The 14,359-nt window shown below is 67.8% G+C and carries 14 protein-coding genes and 1 tRNA gene; 7 read left to right on the plus strand and 8 right to left on the minus strand.

Annotated features, from left to right (window positions below; translation table 11 throughout):
- Positions 1 to 4: 4 nt before the first annotated feature.
- The 4 genes from GVO57_RS05210 to GVO57_RS05225 all read right to left on the minus strand — a co-directional run bounded on the left by GVO57_RS05210 (position 5) and on the right by GVO57_RS05225 (position 3,457).
- Positions 5 to 352: a hypothetical protein gene (locus GVO57_RS05210; protein ID WP_160592273.1), complete on the minus strand. Its 348-nt coding sequence runs from the start codon at positions 350 to 352 to the stop codon at positions 5 to 7.
- Entirely contained in the window at positions 349 to 1,818 is a 1,470-nt protein-coding gene (sufB, locus tag GVO57_RS05215; RefSeq protein WP_160592274.1) for a Fe-S cluster assembly protein SufB, read from the minus strand. Before sufB ends, GVO57_RS05210 begins: the two co-directional genes overlap by 4 nt.
- Positions 1,818 to 2,225 (minus strand): SUF system Fe-S cluster assembly regulator, encoded by a 408-nt coding sequence (locus GVO57_RS05220; RefSeq protein WP_160592275.1) that lies wholly within the window; start codon positions 2,223 to 2,225, stop codon positions 1,818 to 1,820. Before GVO57_RS05220 ends, sufB begins: the two co-directional genes overlap by 1 nt.
- 383 nt (positions 2,226 to 2,608) lie before the next feature.
- Positions 2,609 to 3,457, minus strand: coding sequence for a helix-turn-helix domain-containing protein (locus tag GVO57_RS05225; RefSeq protein ID WP_160592276.1), 849 nt, complete (start codon positions 3,455 to 3,457; stop codon positions 2,609 to 2,611).
- A gap of 248 nt (positions 3,458 to 3,705) precedes the next feature.
- Between GVO57_RS05225 and GVO57_RS05230 the strand changes: the two genes are divergently transcribed.
- Both GVO57_RS05230 and GVO57_RS05235 read left to right on the plus strand, forming a co-directional pair.
- Positions 3,706 to 4,962: a threonine ammonia-lyase gene (locus GVO57_RS05230; protein ID WP_160592277.1), complete on the plus strand. Its 1,257-nt coding sequence runs from the start codon at positions 3,706 to 3,708 to the stop codon at positions 4,960 to 4,962.
- A 300-nt stretch (positions 4,963 to 5,262) separates the two neighbouring features.
- A complete protein-coding gene (locus tag GVO57_RS05235) occupies positions 5,263 to 6,018 on the plus strand; it encodes an arginyltransferase (protein ID WP_160592278.1) in 756 nt (251 codons plus the stop codon).
- 253 nt (positions 6,019 to 6,271) lie between these two features.
- Here GVO57_RS05235 and ctrA read toward each other — a convergent pair whose 3' ends face one another.
- Positions 6,272 to 6,979 carry a response regulator transcription factor CtrA gene (gene ctrA, locus GVO57_RS05240; RefSeq protein ID WP_160592279.1) on the minus strand — a complete coding sequence of 236 codons (708 nt, stop codon included), beginning with the start codon at positions 6,977 to 6,979 and terminating at the stop codon, positions 6,272 to 6,274.
- Positions 6,980 to 7,293: 314 nt separating this feature from the next.
- Positions 7,294 to 7,369 (minus strand) — tRNA-Ala (locus GVO57_RS05245).
- A gap of 311 nt (positions 7,370 to 7,680) precedes the next feature.
- On the opposite strand from GVO57_RS05245, the gene GVO57_RS05250 reads away from it, so the two are divergent.
- On the plus strand, positions 7,681 to 8,670 hold the full coding sequence (locus GVO57_RS05250; protein WP_160592280.1) for an NADP-dependent oxidoreductase: 990 nt from the start codon (positions 7,681 to 7,683) through the stop codon (positions 8,668 to 8,670).
- 238 nt (positions 8,671 to 8,908) lie between these two features.
- On the opposite strand, the gene ypfJ is transcribed toward GVO57_RS05250, so the two are convergent.
- Positions 8,909 to 9,805, minus strand: coding sequence for a KPN_02809 family neutral zinc metallopeptidase (gene ypfJ, locus GVO57_RS05255; RefSeq protein WP_160592281.1), 897 nt, complete (start codon positions 9,803 to 9,805; stop codon positions 8,909 to 8,911).
- Between the two features lie 109 nt (positions 9,806 to 9,914).
- Between ypfJ and GVO57_RS05260 the strand changes: the two genes are divergently transcribed.
- The 4 genes from GVO57_RS05260 to GVO57_RS05275 are packed head-to-tail and all read left to right on the plus strand — an operon-like array spanning position 9,915 to position 13,950.
- Positions 9,915 to 11,066, plus strand: coding sequence for a patatin-like phospholipase family protein (locus GVO57_RS05260; RefSeq protein WP_160592282.1), 1,152 nt, complete (start codon positions 9,915 to 9,917; stop codon positions 11,064 to 11,066).
- 13 nt (positions 11,067 to 11,079) lie between these two features.
- Complete coding sequence (locus GVO57_RS05265; RefSeq protein ID WP_160592283.1) at positions 11,080 to 11,865, plus strand: 3-hydroxybutyrate dehydrogenase; 786 nt, start codon at positions 11,080 to 11,082, stop codon at positions 11,863 to 11,865.
- A 5-nt stretch (positions 11,866 to 11,870) separates the two neighbouring features.
- Entirely contained in the window at positions 11,871 to 12,566 is a 696-nt protein-coding gene (locus tag GVO57_RS05270) for a DUF4893 domain-containing protein (protein WP_160592284.1), read from the plus strand.
- A 58-nt stretch (positions 12,567 to 12,624) separates the two neighbouring features.
- Complete coding sequence (locus GVO57_RS05275) at positions 12,625 to 13,950, plus strand: amidohydrolase (RefSeq protein WP_160592285.1); 1,326 nt, start codon at positions 12,625 to 12,627, stop codon at positions 13,948 to 13,950.
- Between the two features lie 28 nt (positions 13,951 to 13,978).
- On the opposite strand, the gene GVO57_RS05280 is transcribed toward GVO57_RS05275, so the two are convergent.
- A complete protein-coding gene (locus GVO57_RS05280) occupies positions 13,979 to 14,359 on the minus strand; it encodes a response regulator (protein WP_233281481.1) in 381 nt (126 codons plus the stop codon).

Here is a 14,359-nt window from a genome sequence, read left to right on the forward strand (position 1 = left end):
GGTCTCATTTCCACTTTCCAGGATCCATCCCACCGGACATGACTTCCGCGAGAAGCTGCTCCAATCCGTCAAACTTCTGCTGCACAAAGGCGCTTCGCGTGTCGGGATCGGAGAACGCCGGCAGTTCAGCGAGTGCTGTCATGGCTCGTTCTATGGACTGCGCTCGAACCTCGGCGCACCCGGCCCGGGCAACCTCGAAAACAGCCGCCATCTTTGCGCGCCGGTTGGGCTTCTGGTTCATCGCGGCCTCGAACCGCTCGTTCAGGCATTGCGCGTAACTGTCCAGCGCCGGCTCCATTTGCGGCGGCAGCGGCGCGGCCGCAAATGCTTGGGCCAAGAGAAAGAGGATCACCCGACGCTCCCCTCCAGCGAAATGCCCAGCAGCTTCTGCGCCTCGACCGCGAACTCCATCGGCAGTTGCTGCAGCACTTCCTTGGCGAAGCCGTTGACGATCAGGGCGACCGCGTCTTCCTGCCCCAGGCCGCGGCTCATCGCGTAGAAGAGCTGGTCGTCGCTGATCTTGCTGGTCGTCGCTTCATGCTCGATCTGCGCGGACGGGTTCTTCACTTCGATGTACGGCACGGTGTGGGCGCCGCAGCGGTCGCCCAAAAGCAGCGAGTCGCACTGGGTGAAATTGCGGACATTTTCCGCCGTCGGGCCGACGCGGACGAGCCCGCGATAGGTGTTGTCCGACCGGCCGGCGCTGATGCCCTTGGAGACGATCGTCGAGCGACTGCCCTTGCCGAGATGGATCATCTTGGTACCGGTATCGGCCTGCTGGCGGTTATTGGTGACCGCCACCGAATAGAATTCGCCGACCGAATTCTCGCCCGCCAGCACGCAGCTCGGATATTTCCAGGTGATCGCGGAGCCGGTCTCGACCTGCGTCCATGACACCTTGGAGTTCCGGCCCTGGCAGAGCGCGCGCTTGGTGACGAAGTTGTAGATGCCGCCCTTGCCCTCGGCATCGCCCGGATACCAGTTCTGGACGGTCGAATATTTGATCTCGGCATCATCCAATGCGACCAGCTCCACCACCGCGGCGTGGAGCTGGTTCTCGTCGCGCATCGGCGCGGTGCAGCCTTCGAGATAGGAGACGTAGGAGCCCTTGTCGGCCACGATCAAAGTCCGTTCGAACTGACCGGTATTGGCCGCGTTGATGCGGAAATAGGTCGACAGCTCCATCGGGCAGCGCACGCCTTCGGGGATGTAGACGAAGGTACCGTCGGAAAACACCGCGCTGTTCAATGTCGCGAAATAATTGTCGTGGATCGGCACGACCTTGCCGAGCCACTTGCGGACGAGGTCCGGATATTCGCGCACCGCTTCCGAGATCGACAGGAAGATGACGCCCGCCTTTTTCAGCTCCTCGCGGAAGGTGGTCGCGACCGAGACCGAATCGAACACCGCGTCGACCGCCACCTTGCGCGCGCCCTCGACGCCGGCGAGCACCTTCTGCTCCTCGATCGGGATGCCGAGCTTTTCATAGGTGCGGCGGATTTCGGGATCGAGCTCATCAAGGCTCTTGAGCGTCGGCTTCGCCTTCGGCGCGGCGTAATAGTAGGCGTCCTGATAGTCGATCGGCGGGATCGACAGCTTCGCCCAGTCCGGGCTGTCCATGGTCAGCCACAGGCGGAACGCCTTCAGGCGCCAGTCGAGCATCCATTCCGGCTCGTTCTTCTTGGCCGAAATGAAGCGGACAATGTCCTCGTTCAGCCCCTTGGGGGCGAATTCCTGCTCGATCTCGCTGGTGAAGCCCCATTCATAGGTGCTCAGCTTCTCGGCGGCCGCAAAGGCTTCTTCGTTGCGCGTCGCCATCAGGCGGCTCCTGCTAGGGTGGCCAGGCTGACGCCCGACAAAGAGGCGCGGATTGCGCCGTTGACCGCGCCCCAATGCGGGCGCACCTGACACGCGCCCTCAAGCGCACAGTCGTGGCGGCCTTCCTCGACACAGGCGGTCATCGCGATCGGGCCTTCGACCGCCTCGACAATGTCGGCAAGGCTGATATCGGCCGGGGTGCGGGTGAGGATGAAGCCGCCGCCGCCGCCACGTGCCGAGAGGAACAGCCCGGCCTGCGCCAGCCGCTGCAACAGCTTCTGCGTGGTGGGCAGGGGAATGCCGGTTTCATCGGCGACCATATTGGCGGACAGGCGCGCGCCATCGCCCGCACGGGCGGCGGCGGCCATGATCACCACGGCATAATCGGCAAGGTTGGACAGGCGCATGGGTTCAGGCGGACCGTTCGGGTTCAATCAGACTGTTCTTGTCCGATTGCATGTGGGCGCGGCGGGCCTTTGGGTCAAGCCGGAAATGTCAGGTCCGGGCCGAGGCGGTGTTTGTCTGAGCCCCGGCACCGGGTGTCGTTGACTGGGAAGAACGGCACCGGGAGTTGTTAGTTGGGAAGAACGGCACCGGCCCGCTCCCCCACCCGGCCTCCCATAGCGTAACCTGCCGTTGGGAGGCCGGGTGGGGGAGCGGGCCGGTGCCGCCCCGCGCCGTGAGGCGCGCAACAAACAACTTGGAGCGGGCCGGTGCCGCCGTGCGGCGTAAGCCGCAATACAAACAACTCGTACCCGCGCCGTGAGGCGCAGCACAAACACACCCCCGCTCAGGTCTCCGCGACCAGCGGAGCGACCTCGCCGGCAAAGGCGGTGCGGCGCAGCGTCAGCCGGGTCAGTTCGGGCAGGTCGCTGGTCAGCCGGGTCGGGGTGATGCCGGTGAAATGCTTGATCTCGCGGATGCAGTGCGACTGATCGTAAAAGCCGTGATCAAGCAGGTCCGCCGGGCTGGCCTGACGCCGGGCGAGGATCACCGCCGCGCGCAGCGCCCGGTATTTGCGCGCCAGCAGCTTGGGCGGCGCGCCGTAAAGCCGCTTGCACAGCCGCTCGATCTGGCGGCGGCACAGACCGGTCGCCGTCACCAGATCGGCAATGTCGGGGCTGGGGCTGCCGGCCAGCCAGGCATCGACCGCGCGGGTGAAGTCGCGCGACCGGTCCGGTCCTTCGGCGATCAGCCGGGCGAACATCGGCGTCGCCGCCGCGATCTTGGCGGCAATGTCGGGCGCGGCGCGGATGGCGGCCGCGGTCTCGTTCAGCCCGGGGCCGAACAGCTGGGTCGCATCGATCACCCGGTTGGCCATGGCCGAAGCGTCCATGGCGATCATCGCCCCCCAGCCGGAAGGCAGGATGCCGACGCCGAACACCTCGACCGGGCCGTCGATTTCGACATGGCTGGGGGCGGTCGTCGGGCCGACCAGCTGGATCGCGGGGCCGGCCTGCACATGGCCGTCAGCGAATCGGTAGGTGCCGCGGCCGCGCAGCAGGAAGCGGAACTGGGCCAGATCGGCGCGCTCATCGTCAGCAAAATGCGGCACATCGGCCCGGAAATGATAGAAGACCGAAAGATATTCGGCGAGCGCCGGATCCGGCGCGGCATAGTCGAGCGCGATCGACCCCATCTGGGTGCCCCCATCCTGTCCCCGCTGCAGGATAAACGGCAGTTGATCGAATGAAAAGCGGCCCGGCCGAAACGGATTCGGCCGGGCCTTGAGGTCAGGAACTCCCTTGGAGGGGGAGCCCTTCGGGTCGCAAGATCTTCATAACGGCGCGCGCGGCGATTCGGATAGGACAGATGCGACACGCAGTGCCGCCGGGCATTGTTGACGTAGCGGCATGACAGAGCCGGTCCGACTGGTTAAGGCGGGCCATGGCTTCCGTTCCGTCCACCCCTGCCGCCCTTTCTGCCGCCGATCTGCCGGTGTCGCTGCCCGATATCGAGGCGGCTGCCGCGCGGCTCGCCGGCGCGATCGTCCGCACCCCGACGCTGCACAGCCAGACGCTGTCGGCGATGACCGGGGCCGAGGTGTGGCTGAAGTTTGAAAATCTGCAGTTCACCGCCGCCTACAAGGAGCGCGGCGCGCTCAACACCCTGCTGCAGATGGACGAGGCGGCGCGGCAAAAGGGGGTGATCGCGGCCTCTGCCGGCAATCATGCGCAGGGGCTTGCCTATCACGGCAATCGGCTGGGCATTCCCGTCACCATCGTGATGCCGCGTCCGACGCCGACGGTGAAGGTCACGCAGACCGAGGGGCATGGCGCGCAGGTGATCCTGGAGGGCGAGACGTTCGACGCCGCCTATGCCCATGCCCGGCGGCTGGAGGCGGAACGCGGCCTCACCTTCGTGCATCCGTTCGATCATCCGCACATCATCGCCGGGCAGGGGACGGTCGCGCTCGAACTGCTCGCCGATGCGCCGGAGATCGACACGCTTGTCATCCCGATCGGCGGGGGCGGGCTGTTTTCGGGCATGGGCACCGCCGCGCGCGGCATCCGCCCGGACATCGAACTGGTGGGCGTGCAGGCCGAGCTTTATCCGTCGATGTATGCGCTGACCAAGGGGCTGGACCTCGCCTGTGCGGGCGACACTCTGGCCGAAGGGATCGCCGTCAAGCAGCCGGGCCTGCTCACCCGCCAGTTCGTGCAGGCGCTCGCTGACGACATCCTGCTGGTGTCCGAGCGCGATCTGGAACGCGCGGTCAGCCTGTTGCTGCAGATCGAGAAAACGGTCGTCGAGGGCGCGGGCGCGGCGGGGCTGGCGGCGCTGCTCGCCCATCCGGGCCGATTCGCCGGGCGGCGCGTGGGCGTGGTGCTGTGTGGCGGCAATATCGACACCCGGCTGCTCGCCAATGTGCTGCTGCGCGATCTGGCCCGGTCGGGGCGGCTGGCGCGGCTGCGGGTGCGGCTGCAGGACCGGCCGGGCGCACTGTTCAACGTCGCGCGCATCTTTCACGATCAGCAGGTCAACATCATCGAGGTCTATCACCAGCGGGTGTTCACCACCCTGCCGGCCAAGGGGCTGATCACCGACATCGAATGCGAAACCCGCGACCGCGCGCATCTCGACCGGCTGATGACGGCCCTGCGCGCCGACGGTTATGAGGCGAGCCTCGTCGAACTGGCCTGACCGGATTTTCCGTTCGGGTGCTTTTTGAGTTTGTCGCGGCACCGGCCCGCACCCCCACCCGGCCACACGGGCGGCAGGATACGCTATGGGAGGCCGGGTGGGGGTGCGGGCCGGTGCCGCTCGTGCGGCGCGAGCCGCACCACAAACAATCCGCGCCCGCCCCGCACCACAAACAACCCCAGCCCAGGCAAATCCCGTCCCCGCAAAAAAGCTCTGCCAACGCGGCCCGCTATCGGGTAAACCTCGTCTTCACGATCTGCGGGCTAGCGCTCGGCGGGATCGGACGGAGGATCGGAGACGTTGAGCGCACCATTTCGCTTTCCCCGCTTCTTCGTGACCAGCCCCAATCCCTGCCCCTATCTGCCGGGGCGGCAGGAACGGAAGGTGTTCACCGAGCTGAACGGCCAGCATGCGGCCGAGCTCAATGACGCGCTGGGCCGGATCGGCTTTCGCCGCAGCCAGAGCGTCGCCTACCGGCCGAGCTGTCCGGAATGTTCGGCCTGCATTTCGGTACGCGTCGTGGCGCATGATTTCGAGCCGAGCACGACCCAGAAACGCACGCTCAAGCGCAACCGCGATCTCGAGGTCACGGCCTGCCGGCCCTGGTCGACCGACGAGCAGTTTCAGCTGCTGCGCCGCTATCTGGCCGCACGCCATCCAGGCGGCGGCATGTCGGGCATGGACGAAATGGACTATGCCGACATGGTCGAACAGACGCCGGTCAACACCCATGTCATCGAATATCGCGAGCCGCGTGTCGGCGGGGCGCAGGGCCGGCTGGTCGGCGCCTGCCTGACCGACCAGCATGCCGATGGCCTGTCGATGATCTACAGCTTTTACGATCCCGACCATGCCGAGCGGCCGGGCCTGGGCAATTTCATCATCATGGATCACATCCTGCGCGCCCGCGCCGCCGGACTGCCCTATGTCTATCTCGGCTATTGGGTGCAGGGATCGCAGCGCATGGCCTATAAGACGCGCTTCCGCCCGATCGAGCGGCTGACCGGCACCGGCTGGGTGCGATTCGAACCCGAATCGGTGCCGCAGCCGATGTGAGTGGCGTATCGCCGCACCGGCGGGCGTTTGTTCGGGAAGAACGGCACCGGGTGTTGTTGACTGCGAAGAACGGCACCAGCCCGCTCCCCCACCCGGCCTCCCAACGGCAGGATACGCTATGGGAGGCCGGGTGGGGGAGCGGGCTGGTGCCGCCCCCACGCCGCGAGGCGCACAACCCAGCCTCACCCCACCGCAAAAAAGAAAAGGCCGGGGGCTGGCCCCGGCCTTTTCCTCCCCCCGGCTGGAAGCCCGGTCAGGCGGCGGCGGTTGCCGGCGCCTTGTCCTCGTCGGCGTCGCGCAGCACATAGCCGCGGCCCCACACCGTCTCGATGTAATTGTCGCCGCCACAGGCAAGGCTGAGCTTCTTGCGCAGCTTGCAGATGAACACGTCGATGATCTTCAGTTCCGGCTCGTCCATCCCGCCATAGAGATGGTTGAGGAACATTTCCTTGGTCAGCGTCGTGCCCTTGCGCAGCGAAAGCAGCTCGAGCATCGCATATTCCTTGCCGGTCAGATGGACGCGCGCGCCATCGACCTCGACGGTCTTGGCGTCCAGATTGACCGCCAGCTTGCCGGTGCGGATGACCGACTGGCTATGGCCTTTCGACCGGCGGACGACCGCATGGATGCGCGCCACCAGCTCGTCGCGGTGGAACGGCTTGGTCACATAATCATCGGCACCGAAGCCGAAGCTGCGGACCTTGGAATCCATTTCCGAAATGCCCGACAGGATCAGCACCGGCGTCTGCACCTTGGCGGTGCGCAGCTTTTTCAGCACGTCATAGCCGTGCATGTCGGGCAGGTTCAGGTCGAGCAGGATGATGTCGTAATCATACAGCTTGCCAAGATCGAGGCCTTCCTCGCCCAGATCCGTGGTGTAGACGTTCAGACCTTCGGCATTGAGCATCATCTCGATCGACTTGGCGGTCGTCGGCTCGTCTTCGATCAGCAACACGCGCATGGCGGCAGGCCCCCTGGTTGTCGCGGCCTGATGCGCCCCTCATGCGCAACCTGCCCCGGTCACCTTCATTAACCAGTTAACCTCTGCGGGCAAAAGGTTAATATGCATTTAATGCCACGATACGTCCGGTTCCGCGCCAATGGGGGCATCGGCATGATCGCGATGCGGGGCGGTGCGCCGCGCAGAAGGAGGCGGGCAAGGGGGCTGAACAGCATCGTCGGGCACCGGTGCGGCGGATGCGCGACCGGCCCGGCAACAGCGACCCCGGGCCTGCCAGGTATCGCGCTAAACAATCAGTCAAATCAGGGGGATAATGGTGGAGCCGAGGGGGATCGAACCCCTGACCTCGTCATTGCGAACGACGCGCTCTCCCAGCTGAGCTACGGCCCCGCACCATGTCCCGCGCCCGGCCCAGCCCGGCGCGAAGCAGGGCCATTAGCGGCGCTTTTGCCGGGATGCAACGCCTGTTGCGCATCGGCGGGCGGCGGACGATGATTTTTTCCCGGCGATGATTTTTTCCGTGGGCGATTTTTTCGGTCACGGCGGGCGCGGCCGGGCCGGGGCAAGCCGTAACGGCAGCCATGGTCCGGCACCGCCGCCGCGCCTGACCGGAACCCGCCGGCCACCGGCGGCGAGCCTTGTTTCGCGCCCGCGTCCCGGCCTAACGAGGCGTGCACGCTGACCATATAAGGAGAGAGAGAATGTCCCGCGCCTGGATCCTCAAATCGCGTCCCGCCGGCATGCCCGGCCCGGACAATATCGCGCTTGTCGACCTGCCGTCCCAGCCGCTTGCCGAAGGGCAGATCCGCGTCGCCAATCGCTGGCTGTCGGTCGACCCCTATATGCGCGGCCGGATGAACGACGTGAAAAGCTATGTCCCGCCGTTCCAGATCGGTGAGCCGCTGCAGGGCGGCGCGGTCGGCGAGGTGATCGAGAGCGCCAATCCCGCCTTTGCGGTCGGTGACAAGGTGCTGCACATGGCCGGCTGGCGCGACGAGGCGGTGGTCGGCCCCGAAATGATGCCGCAAAAGCTGCCGGCGCTGGGCGTGCCGGATGAAACCTTCCTGCACAATATGGGCCTGACCGGCGGCACCGCCTATTTCGGGCTGCTGCGCTGCGCCGCGGCACAGCCGGGCGACATCGTGTTCGTGTCGGCCGCGGCGGGCGCGGTCGGCTCGGCGGTGGTCCAGATCGCCAAGCTCAAGGGGATGACGGTGATCGGTTCGGCCGGCGGGCCGGACAAGGTCGCCTTCGTCAAGGAACTGGGGGCCGATCACTGCATCGACTACAAGGCTGGTCCGGTGCTGCCGCAGCTGATGGCGGCCGCGCCCAAGGGCATCGACGTCTATTTCGACAATGTCGGCGGCGAGCATCTGGATGCCGCCTTCGCCACCGCCCGCCAGAATGCCCGGTTCGCCATCTGCGGCATGATTGACGTCTATAACGACGGCAAGCCGCAGGAGATGAAGTATCTGATCCGCACCATCCCGGCGCGGATCATGATGCGCGGCTTCATCTACACCGATTACATGGCCGAGTTCCCGGTGTGGCAGCAGGAAATGGCCGGCTGGGTGACCAGCGGCCAGATGAAGGCGCGCACGACGGTGATGGACGGGCTCGACTCGACGCTCGACGCGTTCCTCGGCCTGTTCTCGGGCGCCAACACCGGCAAGATGCTGGTCCGGCTTTGATGTCGTGAGGGCGGGGGCGCATGGCGCCCCCGTCTTTTTGTGCGGCTCACGCCGCACGAGCGGCACCGGGCCGCTCCCGCTTGTTTGTGCTGCGCCTTGCGGCGCAGGGGCGGCACCAGCCCGCTCCCCCACCCGGCCACCCAACGGCAGTATATTGTGGGTGGCCGGGTGGGGGAGCGGGCTGGCGCCGCGACAACAAAGACTCCCGGTGCCGCAACCGCGCCGGGAGGCGCGCAACTCAAACCGCGCCCGTAAATGTGTCGCACACCGCCGGGTCGCCGCTGTCCAGCCCGCGCTTCAGCCAGGTCTGGCGTTCGGCGGCGCTGCCATGGGTGAAGCTTTCGGGCACCACGCGGCCCTGTGCCGCGCGCTGCAGCGTGTCGTCGCCGATGGCGGCGGCGGCGCGCAGCCCCTCCTCGATGTCGCCGGGTTCCAGCCGGTCGCGGTTGCGTGCCGCCCACACCCCGGCATAGCAGTCCGCCTGCAGCTCGACGCGCACCTGGATGCGGTTGCCGCCGCGCGCATCGGTGCGCGCCTGGGCCGCGCGCGCCTGTTCGAGCACCCCGGTCAGCGCCTGGACATGATGGCCGACCTCATGCGCGATCACATAGGCCTGGGCGAAATCGCCGGCCGCGCCGAACCGGTTCTGCAGCTCGGCATAAAAGCTGGTGTCCAGATAGATGCGGTTGTCGCTCGGGCAGTAGAACGGGCCCATTGCCGCCTGCGCCGCGCCGCAGCCCGACTGGCCGCGCCCGTCATAGAAAATGAACCCCGCCGGGCGGTAGCTCTGGCCGCGTTCGGCAAAGATCCGCGCCCAGCTGTCCTCGGTGCTCGCCAGCACCTGGCAGGAAAAGCGGCTGGCGGCGTCGACCGCGCAGGCGCGGGCGGCGGCATTCTGGCCGATCGCGGTGCTGGTCGCCGGCCCGGCCGCCTGCCTGCCGCCGCCGCCGAACGGATTGATGCCGAGCAGCATCGCGCCGATCACGACGACGACGATTCCCCCCAGCCCGAACCGGCTGCCGACGAGGGAGAGGATAAGACCCAAGCCGCCGCCGCCAAGGCCGCCGCCGCCCCCGAAATCCTGCCCGCGCTGGTCGCCGACATTGTCGCTGGTCCGGTAATCGTCGAGGCGCATCGGCGTGTTCCTGCACTGGATCGGCGGCCTGTCGATGGCATGGCCGCGCCCAAGGTTGCATGTCGCGCCATCTTACGACAGGGAAAGGGCCGCTGCGAGGAGGTTTTGGATGGCCGATGCAGATCCGCCCAGCGGGCGTCCCCGCCGCCGGAGCGAACCGGCGCTGCCGCTGCCCGAATGCGTGGCGCTGGTGCTTCAGGGCGGCGGTGCGCTCGGTGCCTATCAGGCCGGCGTCTATCAGGCGCTCGACCAGCGCGGCATCGCCATCGACCGGATCGCCGGCATTTCGATCGGCGCGGTCAATGCCGCGATCATCGCCGGCAATCCGCCCGAGCGGCGCGTTGCCGCGCTGCGTGAGTTCTGGTCGCTGGTCACCAGCTGGCTGCCCAGCTTCCCGGCGCTCGACGATCCGCAGACGCGCCAGACGCTGCACGAATGGTCGGCCGGCTTTGTCGCGCTGATGGGCGTGCCGGGCTTTTTCGCGCCGCGCCCCTTTCCCCCGGCGCTGGCACGGGCGGGGACGCCCGATGCGCTCAGCTTTTACGATTCGCGCGCGCTGGCGCGGACCCTCGACCGGCTGATCGACTGGGATCTGCTCAATGACGGGCCGGTCCATGTCTCGGTCGGGGTGGTCGAGATCGAAAGCGGCAATTTCCGCTATTTCAGCAACCGCCGCGAACGGCTGGATGCGCGCCACATCATGGCGTCGGGCGCGCTGCCGCCCGGCCTGCCGCCGGTCGAGATTGACGGGCGGCTCTATTGGGATGGCGGGCTGGTGTCGAACACGCCGCTGCAGGAGGTGATGGACACCCAGAGCTCGCCGATGCTGGTGTTCCAGGTCGATCTGTTTCCCGCCGAAGGGCGGGTGCCGCGCACGATGGAAGACGTGATCGCCCGCGCCAAGGAAATCCGCTTTTCCAGCCGCACCCGCCAGGTCGGCGATCAGCTGCTCCGCCTGCGCAAGGAGCGCGAGCTGATCCGCCGCGCGCTCGCCAAGCTGCCGGCGGAGCTGTGCGGCGATCCCGACATTGCGGCCCTGAAGGCGCTGGCCGAAGAGCATCCGGTTAACATCGTTCATCTGATCCACCGCCCCAATGCGTGGGAGGGCGATGCCCGCGATTATGAATTTTCCACCCGCACGATGCGCGAGCATTGGGCGGCCGGGCATGGCGCGGTGATGCAGTCGGTCAATGCCAGCGCGCTGCTCGCCCGCAACATCCTGAACGGCGAAACCGCCGCGTTCGACCTGACCCGCAGCTGAAGGACCAGACCCAATGACCCTTGCCGGCAAGACCGCGCTGATCACCGGATCCACCTCTGGCATCGGGCTCGCTTATGCCCGCGCGCTCGCGGCCGAGGGCGTGTCGGTGATGATCAACGGCTTTGGCGATGCGGACGCGATCGAGGCCGAGCGCGCGGCGCTCGAGGCGCTGGCCGGTGCGCCCGCGCGCTACAGCGATGCCGACATGTCGCGGCCCGACGAGATTGCGGCGATGGTCGCCCGCTGCACCGACGAACTGGGCGCGCCGGACATCGTCATCAGCAATGCCGGCATCCAGCATGTCGCCCCGGTGAGCGCGTTTCCGGTCGACAAATGGGATGCGATCCTGGCGATCAATCTCAGCTCGACCTTCCACCTGATCCGCGCGGCGCTGCCGGCGATGCAGGCGCGCGGCTGGGGACGGATCATCGCCACCGCCTCTGCCCATTCGCTGGTCGCCAGCCCCAATAAATCGGCCTATGTCGCGGCCAAGCACGGGCTGGCCGGGCTGATCAAGACGGTCGCGCTCGAAGTCGCGCAGGCCGGCATCACCGCCAATTGCATCAGCCCGGGCTATGTCTGGACACCGCTGGTCGAAAAACAGATCCCCGACACGATGGCGACGCGCGGCCTGACCCGCGACCAGGTGATCAACGACGTGCTGCTCGCCGCCCAGCCGACCAAGCAGTTCGTCACCCCGGAACAGGTCGCGGCGCTCGCCCTGTTCCTGTGCGGCGACGGTGCCGCCTCGATCACCGGGGCGAACCTGACCGTCGATGGCGGCTGGACGGCGGCCTGACGGGCATGAAGCGTCTGCGCGTCGCCCTGCCTGCCGGGATGATCGTCGCGCTGCCGGCGGCGGCCAGTGCCGCCGCATTGCCGGCCGCCGCAACGCAGAATGCGCCGTCGCTGCGGGCGGAAATGGCCCCGGCCGCAGGCGCAGACTGGCGGCGCGTGGCGCGCCCTGCCGACCAGATCCGCCTGCGCCAGTGGCGGACATCGTTTCTGGCCGGGCTGGAGGCGGCGCGCATCGCCGGTTTTGCCGCCGAACTGGCAGGCGAAGGGGCGCTGCTCGATCCCGATGCCGGGCGGGTCGATGCGCCGCCCCCCGGTGCCTATCGCTGCCGCGTCGTCAAGCTGGGGGCGCGCCCCGGGGCGACGCGCGCCTTTGCCGCCGGCGTGGCGACGCCGTGCCGGGTGACCGAGAATGCCGGGCGGCTGCGCTTCCAGATCCTCGACGGGGTCCAGCGTCCGGCCGGGCGCATCTATCCGGGCCGGGGCGCGCAGCCGCCGGTGTTTCTCGGCTCGCTGGCGCTGGGCGACGAGGTGCGGGCGATCGGTTATGGCCGCGATGGCGGCCGCGACCTTGCCGGGCTGGTGGAAGCGGTCGGGCCTACCGAACGGGGTGGAGCGGCCGGTTCGGCCCGGTGGCGGATCATCCTGCCCGCGCCGCAGTTTGAAAGCCTGGTCGACGTGATCGAGATCGTCCCCGCCGGCTGAGTCCCGTGTCCCGCAAATCGGGGCTGGCGCGCGGGGCCGGGGCTGCTAGCCTTCTGCCATGACCGTCATTGCCGCCCTGTCGCTGCTGCTCGCCGCTCAACCTGCCGCATCGCAGCCACCCGCCCTTGCCGCCGATCTGGCGCGCGACATGCCGGGGCTGATCGCCATTTACCGCGACCTGCATGCCAATCCCGAGCTGTCGGGGCAGGAAAAGCGCTCGGCCGCGATCATGGCGGCCGAGGCGCGCAAGGCGGGGTTCGAGGTCACGGCCGGGGTCGGCGGCACCGGCGTCGTCGCGGTGCTGCGCAACGGCCCCGGCCCGGTCGTCATGCTGCGCGCCGACATGGATGCGCTGCCGGTTGCCGAACAGACCGGCCTTGGCTTTGCCAGCACGGTCCGCGCCAGGGGGCCGGACGGGCAGGAGACGCCGGTGATGCATGCCTGCGGCCATGACACGCACATGACCGCCTGGATCGCGACCGCGCGGCGGCTGGCGGCGCTGCGCAGCCGCTGGTCGGGCACGGTGGTGATGATCGGCCAGCCGGCTGAGGAAACGGTCGGCGGCGCGCAGGCGATGCTGAAGGACGGGCTCTACACCCGTTTCCCGAAGCCCGATTATGTGCTCGCCTTCCACGATTCGGCGTCGCTGCCCGCCGGGCATATCGGCTATACGCCGGGCTATGCGCTGGCGGCGGTCGATACCGTCGATCTGCTGGTCAAGGGCGTGGGCGGGCATGGTGCCGCACCCGCCACCACGCGCGATCCGATCGTGCTTGCCGCGCGCATCGTGACGACGCTGCAGACGCTGGTCGCGCGCGAGATCGATCCGCAGGATGCGGTGGTCGTCACCGTCGGGTCGATCCATGGCGGCACCAAGCACAACATCATCCCCAGCGAAGTGCGCCTGCAGCTGACGGTGCGCAGCTATGCCCCCGAAACCCGGGCCAAGCTGCTGGCGGGCATCGCCCGGGTGGCGCGCGGCGAGGCGATCGCCGCCGGGCTGGACGAGGCGCTGATGCCGGTGATGACCGTCGATCCGCAAAGCGGCATGGCGACGTTCAACGACGAGGATCTGACCGCGCGGATCGCCGCCCGCTTCACCGCCCATTTCGGGGGCGACCGTGTCCGCCCGGTGCGCCCGGTGATGGTGAGCGAGGATTTTCCCGAATATCGCGCCGCCGATCCGGCGCGGATCAAGAGCAGCATCTTCTGGGTGGGCGGCGTGCCGCGCGCCAAATGGGAGGCGGCGGGCGGCGATCCCGCCCGGCTGCCGTCGCTGCACAGCCCGTTCTGGGCGCCCGATGCCGAGGCGGTGATCGGCGCGGCGGCAGAGGCGCTGACCGTGGCGACGCTCGATCTGCTCGCGCCCCCGGCCACGCGCTGACCGGGCGGCCGGGTGATGCCACCCCGGTCTAGCCGGCCGGCTGGCCCGCCATCGCCGCGATGATCGCCTGCGCCAGATCGCTGGTCCGATAGGGTTTGCACACCAAAGGCGCGCGGTCGAAACCGCCCGGTCGCCCGGCATCGCCATAGCCGGTCGTGAACACGAATGGCCGGCCGAGCGCGCGCAGCTTTTCAGCGACCGGCAGGCTGTTTTCGCCGTTTAGGTTCATGTCGAGCAGCGCAATGTCGAAATCGCCAGTGCCGGCGCGGGCGAGTGCTGCGGCAAGGCTGGTTTCGATCCCGACGACATCGCCGCCCAGTTCGAGCAGCATGTCCTCCGCCATCATCGCGATGATGGCCTCGTCCTCGACGATCAGGATGCGCAGGCCGGCAATGGCATCGGTCATCAT

The organism is Sphingomonas changnyeongensis, assembly GCF_009913435.1.
In the GTDB taxonomy this organism is placed as follows: domain Bacteria; phylum Pseudomonadota; class Alphaproteobacteria; order Sphingomonadales; family Sphingomonadaceae; genus Sphingomonas_B; species Sphingomonas_B changnyeongensis.

Excerpts from the sequence above, each read along its gene's own strand:
- sufB (WP_160592274.1), bottom strand. The coding sequence starts at position 1,818 with ATGGCGACGCGCAACGAAGAAGCCTTTGCGGCCGCCGAGAAGCTGAGC.
- GVO57_RS05220 (WP_160592275.1), bottom strand. The coding sequence starts at position 2,225 with ATGCGCCTGTCCAACCTTGCCGATTATGCCGTGGTGATCATGGCCGCC.
- GVO57_RS05225 (WP_160592276.1), bottom strand. The coding sequence starts at position 3,457 with ATGGGGTCGATCGCGCTCGACTATGCCGCGCCGGATCCGGCGCTCGCC.
- GVO57_RS05230 (WP_160592277.1), top strand. The coding sequence starts at position 3,706 with ATGGCTTCCGTTCCGTCCACCCCTGCCGCCCTTTCTGCCGCCGATCTG.
- ctrA (WP_160592279.1), bottom strand. The coding sequence starts at position 6,979 with ATGCGCGTGTTGCTGATCGAAGACGAGCCGACGACCGCCAAGTCGATC.
- GVO57_RS05250 (WP_160592280.1), top strand. The coding sequence starts at position 7,681 with ATGTCCCGCGCCTGGATCCTCAAATCGCGTCCCGCCGGCATGCCCGGC.
- ypfJ (WP_160592281.1), bottom strand. The coding sequence starts at position 9,805 with ATGCGCCTCGACGATTACCGGACCAGCGACAATGTCGGCGACCAGCGC.
- GVO57_RS05260 (WP_160592282.1), top strand. The coding sequence starts at position 9,915 with ATGGCCGATGCAGATCCGCCCAGCGGGCGTCCCCGCCGCCGGAGCGAA.
- GVO57_RS05265 (WP_160592283.1), top strand. The coding sequence starts at position 11,080 with ATGACCCTTGCCGGCAAGACCGCGCTGATCACCGGATCCACCTCTGGC.
- GVO57_RS05270 (WP_160592284.1), top strand. The coding sequence starts at position 11,871 with ATGAAGCGTCTGCGCGTCGCCCTGCCTGCCGGGATGATCGTCGCGCTG.
- GVO57_RS05275 (WP_160592285.1), top strand. The coding sequence starts at position 12,625 with ATGACCGTCATTGCCGCCCTGTCGCTGCTGCTCGCCGCTCAACCTGCC.
- GVO57_RS05280 (WP_233281481.1), bottom strand. The coding sequence starts at position 14,359 with ATGATGACCGATGCCATTGCCGGCCTGCGCATCCTGATCGTCGAGGAC.